This window comes from Variovorax gracilis (assembly GCF_030317115.1).
GTDB lineage: Bacteria > Pseudomonadota > Gammaproteobacteria > Burkholderiales > Burkholderiaceae_C > Variovorax > Variovorax gracilis.
In genome coordinates, this window is record NZ_JASZYF010000009.1 from 83,787 (window position 1) to 102,440 (window position 18,654).

An 18,654-nucleotide genomic window follows, 5' to 3' on the forward strand; every position below is an offset into this window, starting at 1 on the left:
GGGGACTACCTCGAATGACCGCACTGGTGATCGCCGAGCACGACCATGCCGCTATCAGGTCGCCGACCCTGAATACCGTCACCGCCGCATTGGCATGCATGGCCGGCGACGTCCATGTGCTTGTCGTCGGTTCGAACGTGGGAGATGTGGTCACGGCGGCGGCCGGGATCGCGGGTGTGAGCCGGATCGTCGCCGTCGACAGCCCGATCCTCGCCGACACGTTGGCCGAGAACCTGGCCGCCCAGATCGTGTCGATGTCGCAGGGCTACAGCCACATCCTTTTCGCGGCGAGCGCCAACGGCAAGAGCGTCGCCCCGCGCGTGGCCGCATTGCTGGATGTCGCCGCGATCAGCGAGATCACCCGGGTCATCTCGCCGGACACCTTCGAACGGCCCATCTACGCGGGCAACGTGATCGCCACGGTGCGCAGCAGCGATGCGATCAAGGTCATGACGGTGCGCTCCACCAGCTTCGATGCGGCTGCCGCTACCGGCGGCAGTGCCGTGGTGCAGAAGGCCGAAGCGGTGGCCGGTTCGGGCAAGAGCAGATTCCTGGCCCGGGAGGTCCACCGCAACGAGCGCCCGGAGCTGACGACGGCCCAGGTCATCGTAGCCGGCGGACGCGGCCTCGGCAGCGCCGAGAAGTTCATGGAGGTGCTGGCGCCGCTGGCGGACCGCTTGAACGCGGGCCTCGGCGCGAGCCTGTCCGCCGTCGATGAAGGCTACGCGCCGAACGACTGGCAGGTGGGCCAGACCGGCAAGATCGTGGCGCCGCAGCTCTATATCGCCTGCGGGATTTCAGGCGCGGTCCAGCATCTGGCCGGCATCCAGGATTCGAAAGTGATCGTGGCGATCAATGCGGACGAGGAAGCCCCGATCTTTTCGGTTGCGGACTACGGGCTGGTGGCCGATCTGTTCGTCGCGGTGCCGGAACTGGTCGCCGCGCTGGGGCCGGTACCGCGATGACCGGAACGACGCTTGCCGCCGAACCAGCGCGAGAACCGCTGCTGAGCCCGGTGGACCGGATCTCGGAGATGCTCTTCGGCCTGCTCATGGCGCTCAGCTTCACCGGCGCCGTGTCGGTGACGGAGGCCGGGCGCGCCGAGATCCGCGTGATGTTCTTTGCGGCATTGGGATGCAACCTGGCGTGGGGACTTGTCGACGCCGTCATGTACGTGGTTCGCACGGTCGCGAATCGAGGCAAATGGCTCACGCTCCTGCAGTCTGTGCGGGCCGCATCGGACGCACAGGCGGGCCGTGCGGTGCTCGGACGCTCGCTATCGCACGACATGGCCGGCCTGGTCTCCCCGGCGGAAGTCGAAGCCATCCGCGTCCGGATGGTTGCGCTGCCCTCCGTGCCGGAACGGCCCACGCTGGGCTGGAATGACCTGCGCGCGGCGTTGGCCGTGTTCGTCTTCGTGGTAGTCGCCACCTTTCCCGTGGTGCTGCCTTTCGCGTTGATGCAGGACGTCTCGACGGCGAAGAACGTGTCGCGCGCCGTCGCACTGGCCATGCTGTTCCTCGGTGGACTGGGCCTCGGGCGCTATGCGGGCTACGGCAGTTGGAAGGTCGGCCTCCTGATGGCAGGGCTGGGCACGCTGCTCGTGGGTGCGATCAAGGCGCTCGGCGGATGACAGCCGGCTTGCGGGCCTTCGCCGCGCTCGGGGCTTTGATCGCCACGGCTGTGCTCGCCGAGGACGACAAGGACAACGCTTGGGAGTTCGCCGTCACCGCGTACCCCACGATCGTTCGCGGTGGAGGCAACTACACCTCGGCGATCATGGTGGCGCAGCGCTCGGCGCTGCATCTCGAGGCCAGGGTCAACTACGAATCGGTCGGGGCGCGCTCGGCCTTCATCGGATGGACCTTCGCCGGCGGGGAGGAGCTCACGTGGGAACTGACGCCGCTGCTCGGAAGCGCCTGGGGCAACATCGAGGCTCTCGTACCCGGCCTGGAAGCGAGCGTGGGCTGGCGGCGATTCGACATCTACGTCGAGGCCGAATACGTGCGCGTCCGCGAGGAAGGCAGCCGCTATCTCTATGCCTGGAGCGAGTTGGGCTATCGGCCGGTCGAGTGGCTTCGCGTGGGGCTCGCCGCCCAGCGGACCCGGGCCTATGGCGGAGACCGCGACATCCAGCGCGGGCCGTTCGCGCAAGTGACCCGGGGCCGAATCACCATCGGCGGCTTCTGGTTCAACCCGGGGTCGAAGGACCAGGTCTTCGTCGCGTCGATCGGCGCGGTGTTCTGAAGATGACGCGCGTCGCTCAGCGGCTCGGTGCGATGCCTTCGAACTCGTCGAGCACGTCCATCGGCGTGATCCGCCGGCCGAAGTAGCCGACGCGTTCTTCCAGCCCTTCTCCGCGCAGGATGTCGCGCGCGAGGGCGTGCGCCGAGGCGATGCGCATGGTGATGCCGGCCGCGCGCAAGTGCTCGTGAAGCCGGGCCAGCATGCGAGCGCCGGCCAGATCGATGTTGGCCGAGGTCGACAGGTCGCACACCACCAGCCGTATCGGCTCTGCCGACGCGCGCACCTTGGCGAGCACGACGTCCTGCACGTGCTCGACGTTGAAGTAGAGGATGGCGGCCTCCACGCGGAACACCAGCGCGCCGGGGAGCGGTTCGTTGTCCGGATTGCGCGCCATGTCCGAAAGGCCGCGCGTGCCGGGAATGCGCCCGAGAAAGGCGACGTGAGGCTGCGCCACCCGCCTGATGAGCAGCAGCAGGGACGCGATGGCGGCCAGCATCACGCCCTTGAGGATGCCCAGCACCAATACGCCGGCAAAGGCGATCATCGCCACGCCGAACTCGTAGCGGCTCGCCCGCCACAGCGCGCGCAACTGGGGAATGTCGAACAGTCCCTTGACCGCCACCAGCACGATGGTCGCCAGCACCACGTTCGGCAGGTTATGCAGCAGGGGTGCCAGGTAGACGAGGCAGATGGCAATCGTGATGGAGGCGAAGACGAGCGCCAGCGGCGTCTTCGCGCCCGCCTTGTCGTTGACGGAAGACTGCGACAGCCCGCCTGCGACCGGGTAGCCCTGCGCGAATGCCACTGCCACGTTCGCGGCGCCGAGCCCGAGCAGTTCCTGCCGTGCATCGATGGCGTAGCCGTGCCGGTCGGCCAGGGTGCGTGCCGCGGATACGCCTTCGACGTAGGCGAGCAGCAGGCAGGCAAAGGCCAGGGGAAGGACGTCGTCCACGTCGCGCAGGCGCAGGCTCGGTGCATGGATGTCGGGCAGCCCGGTTGGCACCGGGCCCAGCACGGGCAGGCCGAGGCCGGCCAGCGGCGTGGCGGAGAGCAGGGCGATCGAGAGTGCCACCACGGCCAGTGCGACCGGCCGGCCCGGCAGCAGCTTTTCGCCGGCCAGCAACAGGGCGAGGGAGGCCAGCCCGAAGCCGAGGACAGCGAGGTTCGTGCCCGGGAGTTGGCTCACCAGCACCACGACCCGCTCGAAGAAGTGCTCCCCGCCGCCCTTGACGCCGAACAGCTTCGGCAACTGGGTCATGGCGATCGTGAGGGCGGCGCCGGCCTTGAAGCCGAGAAGGATCGTCTCGCTCACGAAGTTCATGAGCGAGCTCAGGCGGAGGAGCCACGCGAGGATGCTCAGCCCCGCCATCACCAGCGCCGTGAGTGCGGCGAGATCCATGGCACGCGCCGCATCGCCCCCGGCCATCGCGGCCGCCATCGTCGGCGCGATGAGGATGGAGATCGCGGACGTGGGGCCGACCGCGAGTTGGCGCGACGAGCCGAAGAGCGCATAGAAGAGACCCCCGGCGAGGTAGCCGTACACGCCGCAATGCGGCGGCAGCCCGGCCAGCATGGCGTAGGCCAGCGAGACGGGGATTGCATAGGCCGCCAACGTGACGCCGGCGACCGCATCGTGCCGCAGCCATGCGGCGCGGTATGCGGGCAGCCATTGGGCAGGCGGAAACGCCGCGCGCCACCCGCCGACGGTCTCGGGGGGCATGGCGGCTTCTGCCGGGACGGCGGCGATCTTCTCGGTGGGGTGCGACATGCGGCCAGCGTTTACGAGCCTGGGCATGAGCTTGCTCCGTCGCACACCGGCGTGGAAATCCGACCAAAGTAGGATTTGCGCGCCCTGTGCACTGCGCTACCTTGAGGGGAACGACGTAGAAGAGCGAGGTGGATGCCATGCAGTTGAAGCACCGACCGACGGACAAGCAGGAGCACGATCCGGTCACCGACCGCGATGAAGCCAAGGCCAAGGACGCCGAACCGTCGAAGGGCCGGCTCAAGCAGAGTCAGTACGACAAGGAGCTCGAGCGCCTGCACGTCGAACTCGTCAAGTTGCAGCAGTGGGTGGTGCACAAGGGGCTCAAGGTCTGCATCGTGTTCGAGGGACGCGACGGTGCCGGCAAGGGCGGCACCATCAAGGCGATCACCGAACGCGTGAGCCCGCGGGTGTTCAGGGTGGTCGCGCTGCCGGCGCCGACCGAACGCGAGAAAAGCCAGATGTACGTGCAGCGCTACCTGCCGCACCTGCCGGCCGCGGGCGAGGTCGTGATCTTCGATCGCAGCTGGTACAACCGCGCCGGCGTGGAGCGGGTCATGGGCTTCTGCACGGAGGAGATGGCCCAGGAGTTCCTGCGCGGCGTGCCGCTGGTGGAGCGGGCCATCCTGGACTCGGGCGTCATCCTGCTCAAGTACTGGCTGGAAGTCGGCCACGAGGAGCAGACGCGACGCCTCGAGGCCCGCATCCATGACCCGCGCAAGGTCTGGAAGCTGTCGCCGATGGACATCAAGTCCTACAGCCGCTGGAACGACTATTCACGTGCGAGGGACGACATGTTCGCGGCGACCGACACGGAGTTCGCGCCTTGGCACGTCGCGCGGTCCGACGACAAGCGCCGTGCGCGCCTCAACATCATTTCGCATCTCCTGAGCAAGGTTCCCTATCGCGAGGCGCCGCGGGAGAAGGTGAAGCTGCCCAAGCGCAAGATCAACGATCATCGCGAGTCCACCCATCCGGTGAGGTACATCGAGGAAAAGTACTGAAGGGGAGGCGGCTTCGAGAACCGGAGCCACGGCGCGAAGCGTTGCCCGCCCGGGCTAGTCATTCGTGTCGGTTTCGGGGGCCTGGACCAGCAGGACAGGCATGGTCGCCATGCGCGTGACGTCCTGCGCTTGGCTCCCCCACAGGATGCGTTCGATGCCCTTGCGGCCGCGAGTTCCGGCCACGATGAGATCGGCCTTCCAGCCCTGCGCGTCTTCCGCGACCAGTTCCGACAAGCTCAGGGTCAGCGAGGTGAGCAGCATCGTCTCGACCTTCGCGCCGCCGCGCTCCGCGCGTTCGCGGCCTCGCTGCAGAAGCTCCTCGCCTTCCGCCTTCATCTTGGGCAGCAGCGAGGAATAGGAAGCGTGCGATGCATGGCCCGGCCTGAGCTTGAAGGTGTTGAACGCGTGCACGAGCCGCAAGGTGGCACCGTGGAGCCGGGCCAGGCGCACCGCCTCGTCGAGGCCGGCCAGCGACGTGTCGCTGCCATCGAGGGGGACAAGGATTCGCTGGTACATGGCCGGGCCTCCTCTATTCCAACTCGGCATTCCGGTAGTCGGCCAGCGTCGTGCGGCGGAACTCGACCACGGGGATCAGCTTGTCCTCCGTGCCCGAAAAGCGGGCGCGGACGTTGGTCTGTTCGCGGACCCAGCAACCCCGGGCTGTCCCGCCGTCCCAGGAATTGAGGTAGCAGATGCGAAACGGGCTGGCGCATTCTTCCTGCGCATCCGTCAATTGCAGCATGTGGAACGCGCTTCCGGTTGCCACGAACAGGACGCTCGGCTGCATGTCACAGCCGAGAACGAATGCGCAGGCGACGACCAACGCCGCGACTGAAGAGGTCTTCATGCATGGCGCTCCAGTCGTTGTCGGGGGATGGCTCGATTGAGCGCCCAGCCGTCGCGGCCGTCAACCTCAATGTTGATAGGCACTCACGTTGCTCGGGGCGTGGCTCGTGTCGCGAGGGATTCGAGCCAGCGCCGCTCCGAAACGATCGCGATGGCGTGGCCAGCCTGCTGCAAGGCCAGCGCATCCTTGATCGTCTGGCCGAGGGGCGTCCCGGCCCAGTCCGGCGAGACCTTGGACCCGATCACCAGGTAGCGCACGTTACGGCTGACTGCCGCCGCCGGCCATCCGCCAGCCCGTTCCAGAAGCCGCTCGCATGCGGGCCTCGTTCCATAAAGGAAATCGCCCGCCAGGCAGACCAGCGAGTCGCGCACGGCGACCTCGACGGTGTTGTCCAGCGGAAGCGCGAATTCGGCCGCGCCGTCCCGGTCATTGAACACGAATTCCCCCGCAGCCAGCTGCTTGAGCGTGGTCATCAGGTAGGCGCGCTCGTCCTCGCTCACATGGCCGTCCGCCAGGACGGTTTCGATCGCGCCGCTGACTGCGCTGCCGGGCCACAGCTGCGCGACGTCGGGGTACTGGGCCAGCCAGGCCTTGAGAAACTCGATCTCCAGATCGTGAAGATGATCATCAGCGACCATGGCTTCCATGATGCCGATCAGCTTTTCGATCGCGTGTCGCATGGCTGGGTCTCCTGTCGGGGCTGGGCTCGGAATGCAGTTGCACTCCCGGATCTGGAGGCAATGTACCAGCCAGGGCCTTGCCGGAACGCGCAGCATCGCTGCGACGACGATCCGCAGCCCTTCGGTCAACGGATCGTGGAGAGACGTCCGCCGCTGTTTCCGTTGCCGGAGCACTCGCTCACCAGCTCGGCGGACTGCGTGACCTGTGCGGCCATCCGATCGTTCAACGACTTCCATCCGCGATGCTTCGTCGGGAGAATCACGGAAACGCACCCGGCGCCGGCGCACGCGACGACGGCAACTACGAGCAACCAGTCCACCCAATCCATTCGGAAGTCCCACTCAAGTTTGGTTGGGCCGCAGTGTGTTGGCTCCTGGCGCGTACGTACATCCCCAAAAGTGGGGAGATTCGCCGAGAGGAGCCATGAAACGAGATCCGGGCGGAGCTACGGCTTGTCGTGCAGCGTCTTGATCGCCGCGATGGCTTCGTGCCTTGCCTCGATCAGCGCCGATTCCTCCGACCGCGCGCCGGTCTGAACGTTCTCGACCGGCTGCCTGTCATCGATCTGGAACGACCATGCCCAACGGGCTTCCGCCTGCCAGGCCCTGATTTCGACTTGATGCCCGTGGTGCTCGAAGCTCGTATCGGCCATGTCGTGCCTCCGACAATTGGAGTGGGAACCCGCCATTGTTGCGGCGTTCGTCGGCAGCGGAGCAGCTACGCCGGCATTCATTTGCGTGCAGCATCGGCCACCCGGGCGCACCGCGTTGTCCCTGGGCATTGATCCGCCTATGTTGGCCAGCTTCGCTTCAGTGGCCTTCGGGGCTGTCCTTGAAGGCCTCCCTGACTTCTTCCAGCGCCGCTTGCACCAGGCCCAGGGCAGCCTCGAGGTCGTGCACGCCGTCGCGTGCGACGCCGGGCGGCGGATTCAAGGCGATTGCCATCCGCTCGCAAGCGACTTCCCACTTCAGCCGGGCCTGAAGTTGCGCGCCCCTCTTGTCCATGCCTGACCCTTGTGTGTGCGTTGCGATCCTACTCCGGCAACTCCTGAGCGCCCACTCACGTTCAAACGGGAAGCGTTACGGTGGTGTCAAACAAGGCAGGATTTCCATGGCAGCTCTATCCGTATTCCTCGTGGAAGACAACCACAAAATCCGGGAGCATCTTGTCCCTGCGCTGGCGGACCTGGGATCGGCAAGCGTGATGGCGATTGCCGAGTCCGAGGACGAAGCGATCGCGTGGCTGGGCAAGCACAAGGGGCAATGGGACCTTGCGGTCGTCGACCTCTTCCTGGAGAAAGGCAATGGCCTCGGCGTGATCGAGTGGTGCAACGGACGAGAACCCCGGCAGCGCGTTGCCGTGTTAACGAACTATTCGACGGACGTGATGCGGGAAGCCTGCTTGAAGGCCGGCGCGGATGCCTTCTTCGACAAGTCGACCGAGCTGGAGGCGTTCTTCGAGTTTTGCCTGGACATCCACCGGTAAGCCCTCCGCATGTAGGAATCCGCGCCTTGAACTTCTTGGCCAGGGGCGCAGAATGGTCGGTCAAACTTCAGGAGACGTGTCATGGACAAGCGATCTTTCCTGGCTGGAGCACTTCTGGCCGTGCTCGCAGCGGCATGTACCACCACCTCCACTACGGGCGGCGACCCGGCCGCCAAGCGCGCCAGCATCGATGCATCTGTCGACAGCGCACTGTCCAAGCTCTACACCCAGGCGCCCGGCTCGCGTGAGATGACCGGCAAGGCGAAGGGAGTGCTCGTATTCCCGGCAGTGGTCTCGGCCGGACTGGGCATCGGTGGCTCCTACGGCCAGGGTGCGCTGCGCGTCGGCGGCAAGACGGACGGCTACTACAGCACGACCGCGGCATCGGTCGGCCTGCTGGCCGGCGCCGACTCCAAGGCCGTCTTCGTGCTCTTCATGACGCAGGAGTCGCTGGACAAGTTTCGCGCGAGCAGGGGCTGGACGGCCGGCGCCGATGCCTCGGTCACCATGCTCAAGGTCGGTGCATCGGCCGCTGTTGACACCCAGACCATGCAGCAGCCCGTCGTCGGATATGCCCTCAGCAATGCGGGCCTGATGGCCAACCTCAGCCTCGACGGCACCAAGGTCAACAAGCTCGAATTCTGATCCTGGTCATCACGCAAAGCCTGTTGGACCGGCCGGATAGGGAGCGAACCGGCTTTCGTTCTCATTCACATCGAGCGGTCGGCCAACGAACGGGAATGCCCGCTGCGGACAGCGAGTGCGCTCGCAAACCTTGCATCCCATGCCGATAGGCGTGGCGATCTCCGGGTCGTCGAGGTTCATGCCGCGGGAATAGACCAGCCGCGGCGCATGACGGATGTCGCAGCCCAGCGCCACCGAGAAGGTCTTGCTCGGTGCGCCATAGCCGCCCTGGTCTTTCGAGACGGTGCGAGCAATCCAGAGATAGGTTCGACCGTCCGGCATGCGCGCCAGTTGCGGCAGGATCTTGCCCGGCTGCGAGAAAGCCTCGTACACATTCCACAAGGGACAGGTGCCGCCCGTTTTCGAGAAGTGGAAGTGAGTGGCCGACTGCCTCTTGGAGATGTTGCCGGCGCGGTCCACGCGGATGAAGAAGAAGGGCACGCCCGGCGCGTCGGGCCGCTGCAGCGTGCTCAGGCGATGGCAGACGGTTTCGAAGCCGACGCCGAAGCGGCGCGAGAGCCTGTCGATGTCGTAGCGCAAGGTCTCGGCGGCTTTCAGGAACGATGCATAGGGAAGCAGCAAGGCGCCCGCGAAGTAGTTCGCCAGACCGATGCGCGCCAGGGTTCGCGCCTGCAAATCCCTCCGGAAGTCCGGCGTGTCGACCAGCGCATCCAGCAGCGTGGACTGCTCCAGCAGCGCGAGTTGCGTCGCCAGCTGGAACGCCTTTTGTCCGCCTTCCAGCGATGCCGACAAGCGCAGTGTCCGGCTGCCCGGTTCATAGGCCCGCTGGCTTTCGTCGGCATCGTCATGTGATGGAACCGCATGCACGCCGTGTTCCTGCATGAGTCGTTGGCTGAGCCATTCGGGCAGCGGCCCGCCTTTGGCGCGCGCTTCGGTCGCGAGCGCCTCCGCAGCCCGGTCCACTTCATCGAAATGATTCTGGTGGGCAAAGAAGAAGTCCCGCACCATCTCGAAGGCCATGGGACGCGATGGCGCGATGTCCGCGCGATCATCGCCCAGGCGCAGCGCCATGGCTTCGAGGCGCTGCGTTGCATCGATGTTGCGGCGATGCAGGGCCAGCAGCGCCCGGCCGACGACGGGCATCTGCGAGGCGATCTCCAGCAGTTCCGGCAATGCCACTGGCTCCCCACCCGGGTTGTCCGCCAGGGCCTCGCGCATGCCGGCCACCAGACGAGCTTCCTCGTCCTCGGAGAACTGCTGCACGTCCACGCCGAGCGTGCGGCTGATCTTCAACAGGACGGCAACGGTCAGCGGCCGCTGGTTCTGCTCCAACTGGTTCAGATAGCTCGGCGAGAGGCCGAGAGCGTTGGCCAGCGCGACCTGTGACATGCCGCGCTCCGCTCGCAGCTTGCGCAGGCGCACACCCATGAAAGTCTTCTTCATCGTCATCTCCAAGGGTCTGTGCAATTCGCAGTATTCGCAATATTCTCAATTTCGAGGATTCTCATTCGCAAAGATTCGCTCTTTCAGTTCTTCCGCAGGCTGTTGATTGTGCGTAGATTGCGAAGTATGACAACACCCACCGCCACCCGACCCGCACCCGCAGGTTTCAAACCCAAGAAGTCCGTTGCGCTCTCGGGCGTCACGGCCGGCAACACCGCCTTGTGCACCGTGGGCCGAACCGGCAACGACCTGCACTACCGGGGCTACGACATCCTCGACATCGCCGAAGTCTGCGAATTCGAGGAGATCGCGCACCTGCTGGTCCACGGCAAGCTGCCGACCGCCGCCGAACTGCGCGCGTACAAGGCCAGGCTCAAGGCCATGCGCGGAGTGCCGGCCAGCGTGAAGTCGGCGCTGGAGCAGATTCCGGCAGGCGCACATCCGATGGACGTGATGCGCACCGGCGTCTCAGCGCTGGGATGCACGCTGCCCGAGAAGGACGACCACAACACGCCGGGCGCGCGCGACATCGCCGACCGGCTGATGGCCTCGCTGGGCTCCATGCTGCTGTACTGGTACCACTGGTCCACGCAGGGCAGGCGCATCGAACTGGAAACCGACGACGGTTCCATCGGTGCGCACTTCCTGCACCTGCTGCATGGCACCAGGCCCAGCGCCGCGTGGGAGCGCGCCATGCACACTTCGCTGAACCTGTATGCCGAGCACGAGTTCAACGCGTCGACCTTCGCGGCGCGCGTCATCGCAGGCACCGGCAGCGACATGTACTCGGCCATCGCAGGCGCCATCGGCGCGTTGCGCGGGCCCAAGCATGGCGGCGCGAACGAAGTCGCCTTCGAGGTCCAGAAGCGCTACGACTCGCCCGACGAGGCCGAAGCGGACATCCGCCGCCGCGTCGAGGCCAGGGAAGTGGTGATCGGCTTCGGACATCCGGTCTACACCGTGAGCGACCCGCGCAACGTCGTCATCAAGGGCGTGGCCAGGTCGCTGTCGGATGAAGCGGGGTCGAGCAAGATGTTCGACATCGCGGAGCGCCTCGAGTCGGTCATGTGGGATGCCAAGAAGATGTTCCCCAATCTCGACTGGTTCAGTGCGGTCAGCTATCACATGATGGGCGTGCCGACGGGCATGTTCACGCCGTTGTTCGTGATCGCGCGCACCAGCGGCTGGGCCGCGCACGTCATCGAGCAGCGCATCGACAATAAGATCATTCGCCCGAGCGCCAACTACACCGGGCCCGAAGACCTGGCCTTCCTGCCCATCGGCGACCGCCGCTGACAAGGGAACCGCTCCCACGCATGAATACCTCCTACCGAAAAAAACTGCCGGGCACCGCGCTGGACTACTTCGACGCTTGCGAGGCCGTCGACAGCCTCCGGCCTGGCGCGTGGGCCAGCTTGCCCTACACCTCGCGCGTGCATGCAGAGAACCTGGTGCGTCGCTGCGACCCGGCCATCCTCAACGACTCGCTTCTGCAGTTGATCGAGCGCAAGCGCGAACGCGACTTCCCCTGGTTCCCGGCGCGGGTGGTGTGCCACGACATCCTGGGCCAGACCGCGCTGGTGGACCTCGCCGGCCTGCGCGACGCGATCGCGGACAGGGGCGGCGACCCGGCCAAGGTGAACCCTGTGGTGCAGACCCAGCTGATCGTGGACCATTCGCTGGCGGTCGAGTTCGCCGGCTTCGATCCGGATGCGTTCGCCAAGAACCGCGCCATCGAAGACCGGCGCAATGAAGACCGCTTCCATTTCATCGAATGGACCCGAAAGGCCTTCAAGAACGTCGAGGTGATCCCCCCGGGGAACGGGATCATGCATCAGATCAACCTCGAGCGGATGTCGCCGGTGGTCCACGCGAAGGACGGCGTGGCCTTCCCGGACACGCTGGTCGGAACCGACAGCCACACCCCCCACGTGGACGCACTCGGCGTGATCGCGATCGGCGTGGGTGGCCTCGAAGCCGAGAGCGTGATGCTGGGCCGCGCTTCGTGGATGCGGCTGCCCGACATCGTCGGCGTGGAGCTGACCGGCAAGCCGCAGCCCCACATCACGGCGACCGACATCGTGCTGGCGCTGACGGAGTTCCTGCGCGATCAGAAGGTCGTCGGTGCCTATCTGGAGTTCCATGGCGAGGGCGCGTCCGCGCTGACGCTGGGCGACCGCGCGACCATCTCCAACATGACGCCGGAGTTCGGCGCCACGGCGGCGATGTTCTCCATCGACCGGATGACCATCGACTACCTGCGCCTGACCGGTCGCGACGACGAACAGGTTCGCCTGGTCGAGATCTACGCGAAGCAGGCTGGCCTGTGGTCCGATCAGCTGCTCACCGCCGAATACGAGCGTGAGTTGCGTTTCGACCTCTCCTGCGTCGTGCGCAACATGGCGGGTCCGTCGAATCCGCACAAACGACTGCCGACTTCGGACCTGGCCGCACGCGGCATCGCGGCGAAGTGGGAGCAAGTGCCCGGCCAGATGCCTGATGGCGCAGTGATCATTGCTGCCATCACCAGTTGCACCAACACCAGCAATCCGCGCAATGTGATCGCTGCCGGCCTGTTGGCCCGCAACGCGAATGCGCGCGGCCTCGTGCGCAGGCCCTGGGTCAAGACCTCGCTGGCGCCCGGCTCAAAGGCCGTGCAGCTGTACCTCGAAGAAGCCGGCCTGCTGCCGGAACTGGAAAAGCTGGGATTCGGCATCGTGGCCTTTGCCTGCACCACCTGCAACGGCATGTCGGGCGCGCTCGATCCGGTCATTCAGAAGGAAGTGATCGACCGCGACCTCTACGCCACGGCCGTGCTGTCGGGCAACCGCAACTTCGACGGCCGCATCCACCCCTATGCCAAGCAGGCATTCCTGGCGTCACCGCCGCTGGTCGTGGCCTATGCCATTGCCGGCACCGTGCGCTTCGACATCGAGAAGGACATACTCGGCTTCGACGCCGCAGGCCGGCCCGTGTGCTTGAAGGACATCTGGCCGAGCGATGCCGAGATCGATGCGATCGTCGCCAGCAGCGTCAAGCCGGAACACTTCCGCCGCGTCTACGACCCGATGTTCAGGATCGGCGTGGCCACCGACGAGCAGACCAGTCCGCTGTATGACTGGCGCCCGCAAAGCACCTACATCCGCCGCCCGCCTTACTGGGAAGGCGCGTTGGCCGGCGAACGCACGCTGCACGGCCTGCGCCCGCTGGCCGTGTTGCCCGACAACATCACGACCGACCACCTGTCGCCGTCCAACGCGATCCTGCCGGACAGCGCGGCAGGCGAATACCTGCACAAGATGGGCTTGCCCGAGGAAGATTTCAATTCCTACGCCACGCATCGCGGCGACCACCTGACGGCACAGCGCGCGACCTTCGCCAACCCGCAGCTCGTCAACGAAATGGCTGTGGTCGATGGCAAGGTCAGGAAGGGTTCGCTGACCCGCCTCGAACCCGAAGGCGAGGTCGTGCGCATGTGGGAAGGCATCGAGACCTACATGCTGCGCAAGCAGCCGCTCATCGTCATTGCCGGCGCCGACTACGGCCAGGGCAGTTCGCGCGACTGGGCGGCCAAGGGCGTGCGGCTCGCGGGCGTGGAGGCCATCGCGGCCGAGGGCTTCGAGCGCATCCACCGCACCAACCTGATCGGCATGGGCGTGCTGCCGCTGGAGTTCAAGCCCGGCATCAACCGTCTGACGCTGGGCCTGGACGGCACCGAGACCTACGACGTGGTGGGCGAACGCCGGCCACGCGCGGACTTGACGCTGGTCGTCCACCGCAAGAATGGCGAAAGAGTCGAAGTGCCCATGACCTGCCGGCTGGACACGGCCGAGGAAGCCTCGATCTACGAGGCCGGAGGCGTGCTCCAACGTTTTGCGCAGGACTTTCTTGCGTCCGCACAATCCGACTGATGCCACACATCTCACAGATCAAGATCCCGGCCACGTACATGCGTGGCGGCACCAGCAAGGGCGTGTTCTTCCGCCTGGACGACCTGCCCGACGCCGCAAGGGTGCCCGGTCCCGCGCGCGATGCGCTGTTGTTGCGCGTGATCGGCAGCCCCGATCCGTACGGCAAGCAGATCGACGGCATGGGCGCAGCGACGTCCAGCACCAGCAAGACAGTGATCCTGTCCAGGAGCAGTCGTCCCGATCACGACGTGGACTACTTGTTCGGACAGGTGTCCATCGACCAGCCTTTCGTGGACTGGAGCGGCAACTGCGGCAACCTGTCGGCAGCGGTCGGGCCGTTTGCGATCAGCAACGGCCTCGTCGATCCGGAGCGTGTGCCGCGCGACGGCGTGGTGACCGTGCGAATCTGGCAGGCCAACATCGGCAAGACCATCGTGGCGCACGTGCCTGTTGCGGACGGTGCCGTGCAGGAAACGGGCGATTTCGAACTGGACGGCGTGACCTTCCCGGCCGCCGAGGTGCAGCTCGAATTCATCGATCCCGCGGACGAGGGCGACGGAGAAGGGGGCGGCACCATGTTCCCGACCGGCCGCATGGTGGACGAACTGGAAGTGCCCGGTATCGGCACGTTGACGGCGACGCTGATCAACGCCGGCATCCCGACCATCTTCGTCAACGCGGGGGACATCGGCTATACCGGCGCCGAGCTGCAGGATGCGATCAATGGCGATGCAGCGGCGCTGGCGATGTTCGAGACCATCCGCGCGCACGGCGCGTTGCGCATGGGCCTGATCCGGAACATCGACGAAGCCGCCCAACGCCAGCACACGCCCAAGATCGCCTTTGTCGCCAGGCCCGCTGGCTACACGGCGTCCAGCGGCAGGACGATCGCGGCTGGCGACGTCGATCTCCTGGTGCGCGCCTTGTCCATGGGCAAGCTGCACCACGCCATGATGGGGACTGCGGCGGTGGCCATCGGTACGGCGGCCGCGATCCCCGGCACGCTGGTGAATCTCGCGGCCGGTGGCGGCGCGCGCACGGCCGTGCGCTTCGGCCACCCCTCGGGCACGCTGCGTGTGGGCGCCGAGGCGACATGCGTCGACGGCCAGTGGAAGGTCACCAGGGCCTCGATGAGTCGCAGTGCCCGTGTGCTGATGGAAGGCTACGTTCGCGTGCCTGGCAACAGTTTTTGAATCGCAGGAATCACGAATGTCCACCCGCAAGCAACTCAGATCCCTGGTCGAGGCCCGCCGTGGCGTCATCGTGCCGGGCGCGTTCAACGCGCTGTCGGCCAGGGTCATCGAAGACCTGGGCTACGAGGCCATCTACGTCACCGGCGCCGGCGTCACCAACATGTGGTTCGGCATGCCGGACCAGGGATTCATGGGCCTGCACGAGATCGCCGACCACACGGCTCGCATTCGCGACGCGGTGAGCGTTCCCTTGATCGTCGATGCCGACACCGGTTTCGGCAACGCGCTGAATGTCCGCCATACCGTGCGCGTGCTCGAACGTGCCGGCGCCGACTGCATCCAGCTCGAAGACCAGGTGGCGCCCAAGCGGTGCGGCCATTTCTCGGGGAAGGAGGTCATCTCGACCGAAGAGGCCGTGAGCAAGATCAAGGCGGCGGTCGACGCGCGGCACGATCCCGACTTCCTGATCATGGCGCGCACCGACGCTTGTGCCACGCAGGGCTTCGAGGCCGCCCTCGAACGAGCCGGGAAGTTCGCGGAGGCGGGTGCCGACATCCTGTTCGTCGAGGCGGTGACCACGGCGGACGAGATTCGTGCGTTGCCGCAGCGATTGAGCAAGCCGCACTTGATGAACATGGTGATCGGCGGCAGGACGCCGATCTTCGGTGCGGAGGAACTGGGCCAACTCGGCTATGGCATCGTGCTCTACGCCAATGCGGCGTTGCAGGGCGCGGTGGCGGGCATGCAGAAGGCGCTGACGGTGCTGCGCGATGCCGGGCGCATGGACGAAGACCCGGCATTGGTCGTGCCGTTCGCCGAGCGGCAACGTCTTGTCGGCAAGCCGGAATGGGACGCGCTGGAACAGCGCTACACGTGAACCGCCGCTACGGCGACCGGTGCAGGCGCGGCGCGGAGAGCGCGTCGAAGCTGTTCTGAAGCGCCTCGTCGACGTCGCGCCATCGCGCCGACAGGTTGCCGGCTTCGAGTGCGGACTGGAGCGCGCGCACGTCCTTCGCGCTCGGTGCCACCTTGATCTGGGCAATCGCCGCCGTGGTGTTCCCGGCCTGTAGCAGCACGAGGACCTTCTTTACCCACTCGTTCGGTCGTGCCATGTGTTGCGTTCGTTGTGCATGGTCGATCAATGTACACCGGCATCGCAGCGCCTTAGTGCGGGTTCCCGCCGATTCAATGCAAGGCACGCTCAGATACATTCGTCGCCGAGAGGGTGCGCCGCGCCTTTGCAAAACCGGGATGAGACAAGTTGTGCTTCAAGCCAGGAGTGTCGGAGTGATCGTTGCGTCAGCGCCTTCGCCGGATCGCGCTGACCAGTGAGCATGTCCGATTCAGGATTGCCAGCGACAGGTCGGACCGCCAGATTCCTGGACGGGGGCGGTGCCGTTGGTGCATTGATGCGTTCGCACGACTGGTCGGAGTCGCCGCTGGGCCCGCCGGAAGCCTGGCCGCAGCCCTTGCAGACGGTCGTCGGGCTCCTTCTTCAATCGCGCTTCCCCATGTTCGTCGCGTGGGGCGACGAACTCGGCTTCCTCTACAACGACTCTTACGCCGAAATCCTCGGCGCCAAGCACCCGCGCGCCCTGGGCATGCGCTTCCACGACATCTGGTCGGAGATATGGTCGGACATCAGCCCGCTGATCGATGCCGCCATGGCGGGCCAGGCGATCTATCGCGAGGACCTGCCGCTCGTGATGAATCGCAAGGGCTACGACGAACAGACGTGGTTCACCTTCTCCTATTCGCCGCTGCGGGACGAGAGCGGCGTGATCGCCGGGATGTTCTGTGCGGTCTCGGAGACGACCCGCAGGGTGCTGGCAGAGCGCGGTCTGCGTGACCTGAACGAGACGCTCGAACGTCGGGTGAGCGAAGCGCTCGCGCAGCGCAAGCTCCTGGCCGACATCGTGGAAGGCACCAATGCCTTCGTCCAGGTGGCCGATCTCGACTATCGGTGGCTTGCCATCAACCGGGCGGCGGCAGACGAGTTCGAGCGCATCTTCGGCCTTCGGCCCAAGGTCGGCGACAGCATGCTGGAAATGCTCGCTTCGCAGCCCGAGCAGCAGGCCGCCGTCAAGCGCGTATGGGGCCGCGCGCTGGGCGGGGAGGAATTCGTGGAGATCGGCGAATTCGGAGATCCGGCGAGGGATCGCCGGTTCTACGAGATGCGCTACAGCACCTTGCGCGAGGGAAGCGGCGCGCGCATCGGCGCGTACCAGTTCGTGTACGACGTCACCGAGCGCGTACTCGACCAGCAGCGCCTGAGAAAGGCCGAGGAGGCGCTTCGCCAATCCCAGAAGCTGGAGTCCATCGGTCGGCTGACCGGAGGCGTGGCACACGACTTCAACAATCTGCTGGCCGTGTTTGCCAACGGTTTGCACCTGTTGGAGCGCGACATGACGGCGGAGCAGCGGGAGCGCATCCACGCAGCCATGCGCCGTGCCGTGGCGCGGGGAACGGGACTGACGCACCAGCTGCTGGCGTTCACGCGCAGGCAGGCGATCAATCCCGAGTCGATCGACCTTGCGGCCCAGCTCCAGGGCATGCGCGAAATGCTCGAGCACTCGCTGCGGGGGGACATCCGTGTGGAGATGGACTTCGCAGCCGATCTGTGGCCGGTCGAGATCGATGTGGGCGAGTTCGAGCTGGCGATGTTGAATCTCTTCGCCAACGCACGGGACGCGATGCCTGAGGGCGGCGTCATCACCGTCGACGCCAGGAACGTGATGAAAGCGGCAGAGGAGGGTGTGCCGACTGCCTACCTTCAGCTTTCCGTCGCCGACACGGGGAGCGGGATGCCGCCCGAAGTTCTGGAACGTGTGTTCGAGCCCTTCTTCACGACCAAGGAGGTTGGCAAGGGGTCGGGATTGGGGTTGCCGCAGGTCTATGGTTTTGCGCAGCAATCCCGCGGCCAGATCAGGATCGACAGTCGGATTCAGGCCGGCACCACAGTCACCCTGCTATTGCCTCGCTCGCTGCAGAAGCCGCCCGTGCCTGTCGATGCATCGAGCGCGCCTCCTCTTCGCGGCGATGGCAGCGGCCGCCAAGTGCTTCTCGTCGAAGATGACGCGGAAGTCGCGGCGCTCACGCGCGAGATGCTGGGGCACTTGGGGTTCACGGTCATCCACGCGGCAAGCCCTGTCGCGGCGCTGGGCGCGTTGGCCAATGCGCGAAGCATCGACGTCGTGTTCTCGGACATCATGATGCCCGGCGGCGTCAGCGGCCTCGACCTCGCTCGCGAGATCAGGCGCCGGCGACCAGGGATGCCGATCGTGCTGACCACTGGGTATGCCGGAGCGGCGGCCGGAATGCACAACGCGGAATTCCGCCTGCTGCTGAAACCGTACAGCCTCGAAGCGTTGGCCGATGCACTGAGCGTCAAGCCCCGGTGACCCGCGCCATCGCCAATCGGTCCAGGGCCCGA

The 18,654-nt window shown here is 66.0% G+C and carries 19 protein-coding genes; 11 read left to right on the forward strand and 8 right to left on the reverse strand.

The window, feature by feature from the left end; translation table 11 throughout:
- The first annotated feature begins 14 nt into the window (after positions 1–14).
- From QTH97_RS18720 to QTH97_RS18730, 3 genes are read left to right on the forward strand one after another with little or no spacing between them, the layout of a single operon-like run.
- Positions 15–965, forward strand: a complete 951-nt coding sequence (locus QTH97_RS18720) for an electron transfer flavoprotein subunit alpha/FixB family protein (protein WP_286569923.1) — start codon at positions 15–17, stop codon at positions 963–965.
- Positions 962–1,633: a hypothetical protein gene (locus QTH97_RS18725; protein ID WP_286569924.1), complete on the forward strand. Its 672-nt coding sequence runs from the start codon at positions 962–964 to the stop codon at positions 1,631–1,633. The genes QTH97_RS18720 and QTH97_RS18725 overlap by 4 nt, the downstream gene beginning before the upstream one ends.
- A complete protein-coding gene (locus tag QTH97_RS18730; RefSeq protein WP_286569925.1) occupies positions 1,630–2,247 on the forward strand; it encodes a hypothetical protein in 618 nt (205 codons plus the stop codon). Before QTH97_RS18725 ends, QTH97_RS18730 begins: the two co-directional genes overlap by 4 nt.
- 16 nt (positions 2,248–2,263) lie before the next feature.
- Here QTH97_RS18730 and QTH97_RS18735 read toward each other — a convergent pair whose 3' ends face one another.
- Entirely contained in the window at positions 2,264–4,015 is a 1,752-nt protein-coding gene (locus QTH97_RS18735) for a SulP family inorganic anion transporter (RefSeq protein ID WP_444813452.1), read from the reverse strand.
- A 137-nt stretch (positions 4,016–4,152) separates the two neighbouring features.
- Between QTH97_RS18735 and ppk2 the strand changes: the two genes are divergently transcribed.
- Entirely contained in the window at positions 4,153–5,016 is an 864-nt protein-coding gene (gene ppk2 / locus QTH97_RS18740; protein ID WP_286569926.1) for a polyphosphate kinase 2, read from the forward strand.
- Positions 5,017–5,070: 54 nt separating this feature from the next.
- Here ppk2 and QTH97_RS18745 read toward each other — a convergent pair whose 3' ends face one another.
- From QTH97_RS18745 to QTH97_RS18765, 5 genes are all read right to left on the reverse strand, one after another.
- The gene (locus QTH97_RS18745; RefSeq protein WP_286569927.1) at positions 5,071–5,532 is read right to left on the reverse strand and encodes a universal stress protein; all 462 of its coding nucleotides are present in this window, start codon (positions 5,530–5,532) and stop codon (positions 5,071–5,073) included.
- A 13-nt stretch (positions 5,533–5,545) separates the two neighbouring features.
- A complete protein-coding gene (locus QTH97_RS18750; RefSeq protein WP_286569928.1) occupies positions 5,546–5,863 on the reverse strand; it encodes a hypothetical protein in 318 nt (105 codons plus the stop codon).
- Between the two features lie 83 nt (positions 5,864–5,946).
- Positions 5,947–6,543: a BRCT domain-containing protein gene (locus QTH97_RS18755; protein ID WP_286569929.1), complete on the reverse strand. Its 597-nt coding sequence runs from the start codon at positions 6,541–6,543 to the stop codon at positions 5,947–5,949.
- A 446-nt stretch (positions 6,544–6,989) separates the two neighbouring features.
- Positions 6,990–7,196: a hypothetical protein gene (locus tag QTH97_RS18760; protein WP_286569930.1), complete on the reverse strand. Its 207-nt coding sequence runs from the start codon at positions 7,194–7,196 to the stop codon at positions 6,990–6,992.
- A 157-nt stretch (positions 7,197–7,353) separates the two neighbouring features.
- The gene (locus QTH97_RS18765) at positions 7,354–7,548 is read right to left on the reverse strand and encodes a hypothetical protein (protein WP_286569931.1); all 195 of its coding nucleotides are present in this window, start codon (positions 7,546–7,548) and stop codon (positions 7,354–7,356) included.
- Positions 7,549–7,654: 106 nt separating this feature from the next.
- On the opposite strand from QTH97_RS18765, the gene QTH97_RS18770 reads away from it, so the two are divergent.
- Both QTH97_RS18770 and QTH97_RS18775 read left to right on the forward strand, forming a co-directional pair.
- Entirely contained in the window at positions 7,655–8,029 is a 375-nt protein-coding gene (locus tag QTH97_RS18770) for a response regulator (protein ID WP_286569932.1), read from the forward strand.
- 81 nt (positions 8,030–8,110) lie between these two features.
- Positions 8,111–8,674: a BPSL1445 family SYLF domain-containing lipoprotein gene (locus tag QTH97_RS18775; RefSeq protein ID WP_286569933.1), complete on the forward strand. Its 564-nt coding sequence runs from the start codon at positions 8,111–8,113 to the stop codon at positions 8,672–8,674.
- A gap of 9 nt (positions 8,675–8,683) precedes the next feature.
- Here the strand turns inward: QTH97_RS18775 and QTH97_RS18780 are convergent, their stop codons facing one another.
- A complete protein-coding gene (locus QTH97_RS18780) occupies positions 8,684–10,117 on the reverse strand; it encodes a short-chain fatty acyl-CoA regulator family protein (RefSeq protein ID WP_286569934.1) in 1,434 nt (477 codons plus the stop codon).
- 126 nt (positions 10,118–10,243) lie between these two features.
- Here QTH97_RS18780 and prpC point away from each other — a divergent pair, with 126 nt between their 5' ends.
- The 4 genes from prpC to QTH97_RS18800 are packed head-to-tail and all read left to right on the forward strand — an operon-like array spanning position 10,244 to position 16,098.
- Positions 10,244–11,413 (forward strand): bifunctional 2-methylcitrate synthase/citrate synthase, encoded by a 1,170-nt coding sequence (gene prpC / locus QTH97_RS18785; RefSeq protein WP_286569936.1) that lies wholly within the window; start codon positions 10,244–10,246, stop codon positions 11,411–11,413.
- A 20-nt stretch (positions 11,414–11,433) separates the two neighbouring features.
- Complete coding sequence (gene acnD / locus QTH97_RS18790; RefSeq protein ID WP_286569937.1) at positions 11,434–14,028, forward strand: Fe/S-dependent 2-methylisocitrate dehydratase AcnD; 2,595 nt, start codon at positions 11,434–11,436, stop codon at positions 14,026–14,028.
- Positions 14,028–15,221 carry a 2-methylaconitate cis-trans isomerase PrpF gene (prpF, locus tag QTH97_RS18795; RefSeq protein ID WP_286569939.1) on the forward strand — a complete coding sequence of 398 codons (1,194 nt, stop codon included), beginning with the start codon at positions 14,028–14,030 and terminating at the stop codon, positions 15,219–15,221. The genes acnD and prpF overlap by 1 nt, the downstream gene beginning before the upstream one ends.
- Before the next feature lie 16 nt (positions 15,222–15,237).
- Positions 15,238–16,098, forward strand: coding sequence for an isocitrate lyase/PEP mutase family protein (locus tag QTH97_RS18800; RefSeq protein ID WP_286569941.1), 861 nt, complete (start codon positions 15,238–15,240; stop codon positions 16,096–16,098).
- Positions 16,099–16,105: 7 nt separating this feature from the next.
- On the opposite strand, the gene QTH97_RS18805 is transcribed toward QTH97_RS18800, so the two are convergent.
- Positions 16,106–16,333: a hypothetical protein gene (locus QTH97_RS18805; RefSeq protein WP_286569942.1), complete on the reverse strand. Its 228-nt coding sequence runs from the start codon at positions 16,331–16,333 to the stop codon at positions 16,106–16,108.
- 297 nt (positions 16,334–16,630) lie between these two features.
- Here QTH97_RS18805 and QTH97_RS18810 point away from each other — a divergent pair, with 297 nt between their 5' ends.
- Entirely contained in the window at positions 16,631–18,622 is a 1,992-nt protein-coding gene (locus tag QTH97_RS18810; protein WP_286569944.1) for a PAS domain-containing protein, read from the forward strand.
- Positions 18,623–18,654 lie beyond the last annotated feature (32 nt).

Bases quoted from the DNA above. Each gene is read 5' to 3' on its own strand.
- QTH97_RS18720 (WP_286569923.1), top strand. From the start codon at position 15: ATGACCGCACTGGTGATCGCCGAGCACGACCATGCCGCTATCAGGTCG.
- QTH97_RS18725 (WP_286569924.1), top strand. From the start codon at position 962: ATGACCGGAACGACGCTTGCCGCCGAACCAGCGCGAGAACCGCTGCTG.
- QTH97_RS18730 (WP_286569925.1), top strand. From the start codon at position 1,630: ATGACAGCCGGCTTGCGGGCCTTCGCCGCGCTCGGGGCTTTGATCGCC.
- QTH97_RS18735 (WP_444813452.1), bottom strand. From the start codon at position 4,015: ATGTCGCACCCCACCGAGAAGATCGCCGCCGTCCCGGCAGAAGCCGCC.
- ppk2 (WP_286569926.1), top strand. From the start codon at position 4,153: ATGCAGTTGAAGCACCGACCGACGGACAAGCAGGAGCACGATCCGGTC.
- QTH97_RS18745 (WP_286569927.1), bottom strand. From the start codon at position 5,532: ATGTACCAGCGAATCCTTGTCCCCCTCGATGGCAGCGACACGTCGCTG.
- QTH97_RS18750 (WP_286569928.1), bottom strand. From the start codon at position 5,863: ATGAAGACCTCTTCAGTCGCGGCGTTGGTCGTCGCCTGCGCATTCGTT.
- QTH97_RS18755 (WP_286569929.1), bottom strand. From the start codon at position 6,543: ATGCGACACGCGATCGAAAAGCTGATCGGCATCATGGAAGCCATGGTC.
- QTH97_RS18760 (WP_286569930.1), bottom strand. From the start codon at position 7,196: ATGGCCGATACGAGCTTCGAGCACCACGGGCATCAAGTCGAAATCAGG.
- QTH97_RS18765 (WP_286569931.1), bottom strand. From the start codon at position 7,548: ATGGACAAGAGGGGCGCGCAACTTCAGGCCCGGCTGAAGTGGGAAGTC.
- QTH97_RS18770 (WP_286569932.1), top strand. From the start codon at position 7,655: ATGGCAGCTCTATCCGTATTCCTCGTGGAAGACAACCACAAAATCCGG.
- QTH97_RS18775 (WP_286569933.1), top strand. From the start codon at position 8,111: ATGGACAAGCGATCTTTCCTGGCTGGAGCACTTCTGGCCGTGCTCGCA.
- QTH97_RS18780 (WP_286569934.1), bottom strand. From the start codon at position 10,117: ATGAAGAAGACTTTCATGGGTGTGCGCCTGCGCAAGCTGCGAGCGGAG.
- prpC (WP_286569936.1), top strand. From the start codon at position 10,244: ATGACAACACCCACCGCCACCCGACCCGCACCCGCAGGTTTCAAACCC.
- acnD (WP_286569937.1), top strand. From the start codon at position 11,434: ATGAATACCTCCTACCGAAAAAAACTGCCGGGCACCGCGCTGGACTAC.
- prpF (WP_286569939.1), top strand. From the start codon at position 14,028: ATGCCACACATCTCACAGATCAAGATCCCGGCCACGTACATGCGTGGC.
- QTH97_RS18800 (WP_286569941.1), top strand. From the start codon at position 15,238: ATGTCCACCCGCAAGCAACTCAGATCCCTGGTCGAGGCCCGCCGTGGC.
- QTH97_RS18805 (WP_286569942.1), bottom strand. From the start codon at position 16,333: ATGGCACGACCGAACGAGTGGGTAAAGAAGGTCCTCGTGCTGCTACAG.
- QTH97_RS18810 (WP_286569944.1), top strand. From the start codon at position 16,631: ATGCGTTCGCACGACTGGTCGGAGTCGCCGCTGGGCCCGCCGGAAGCC.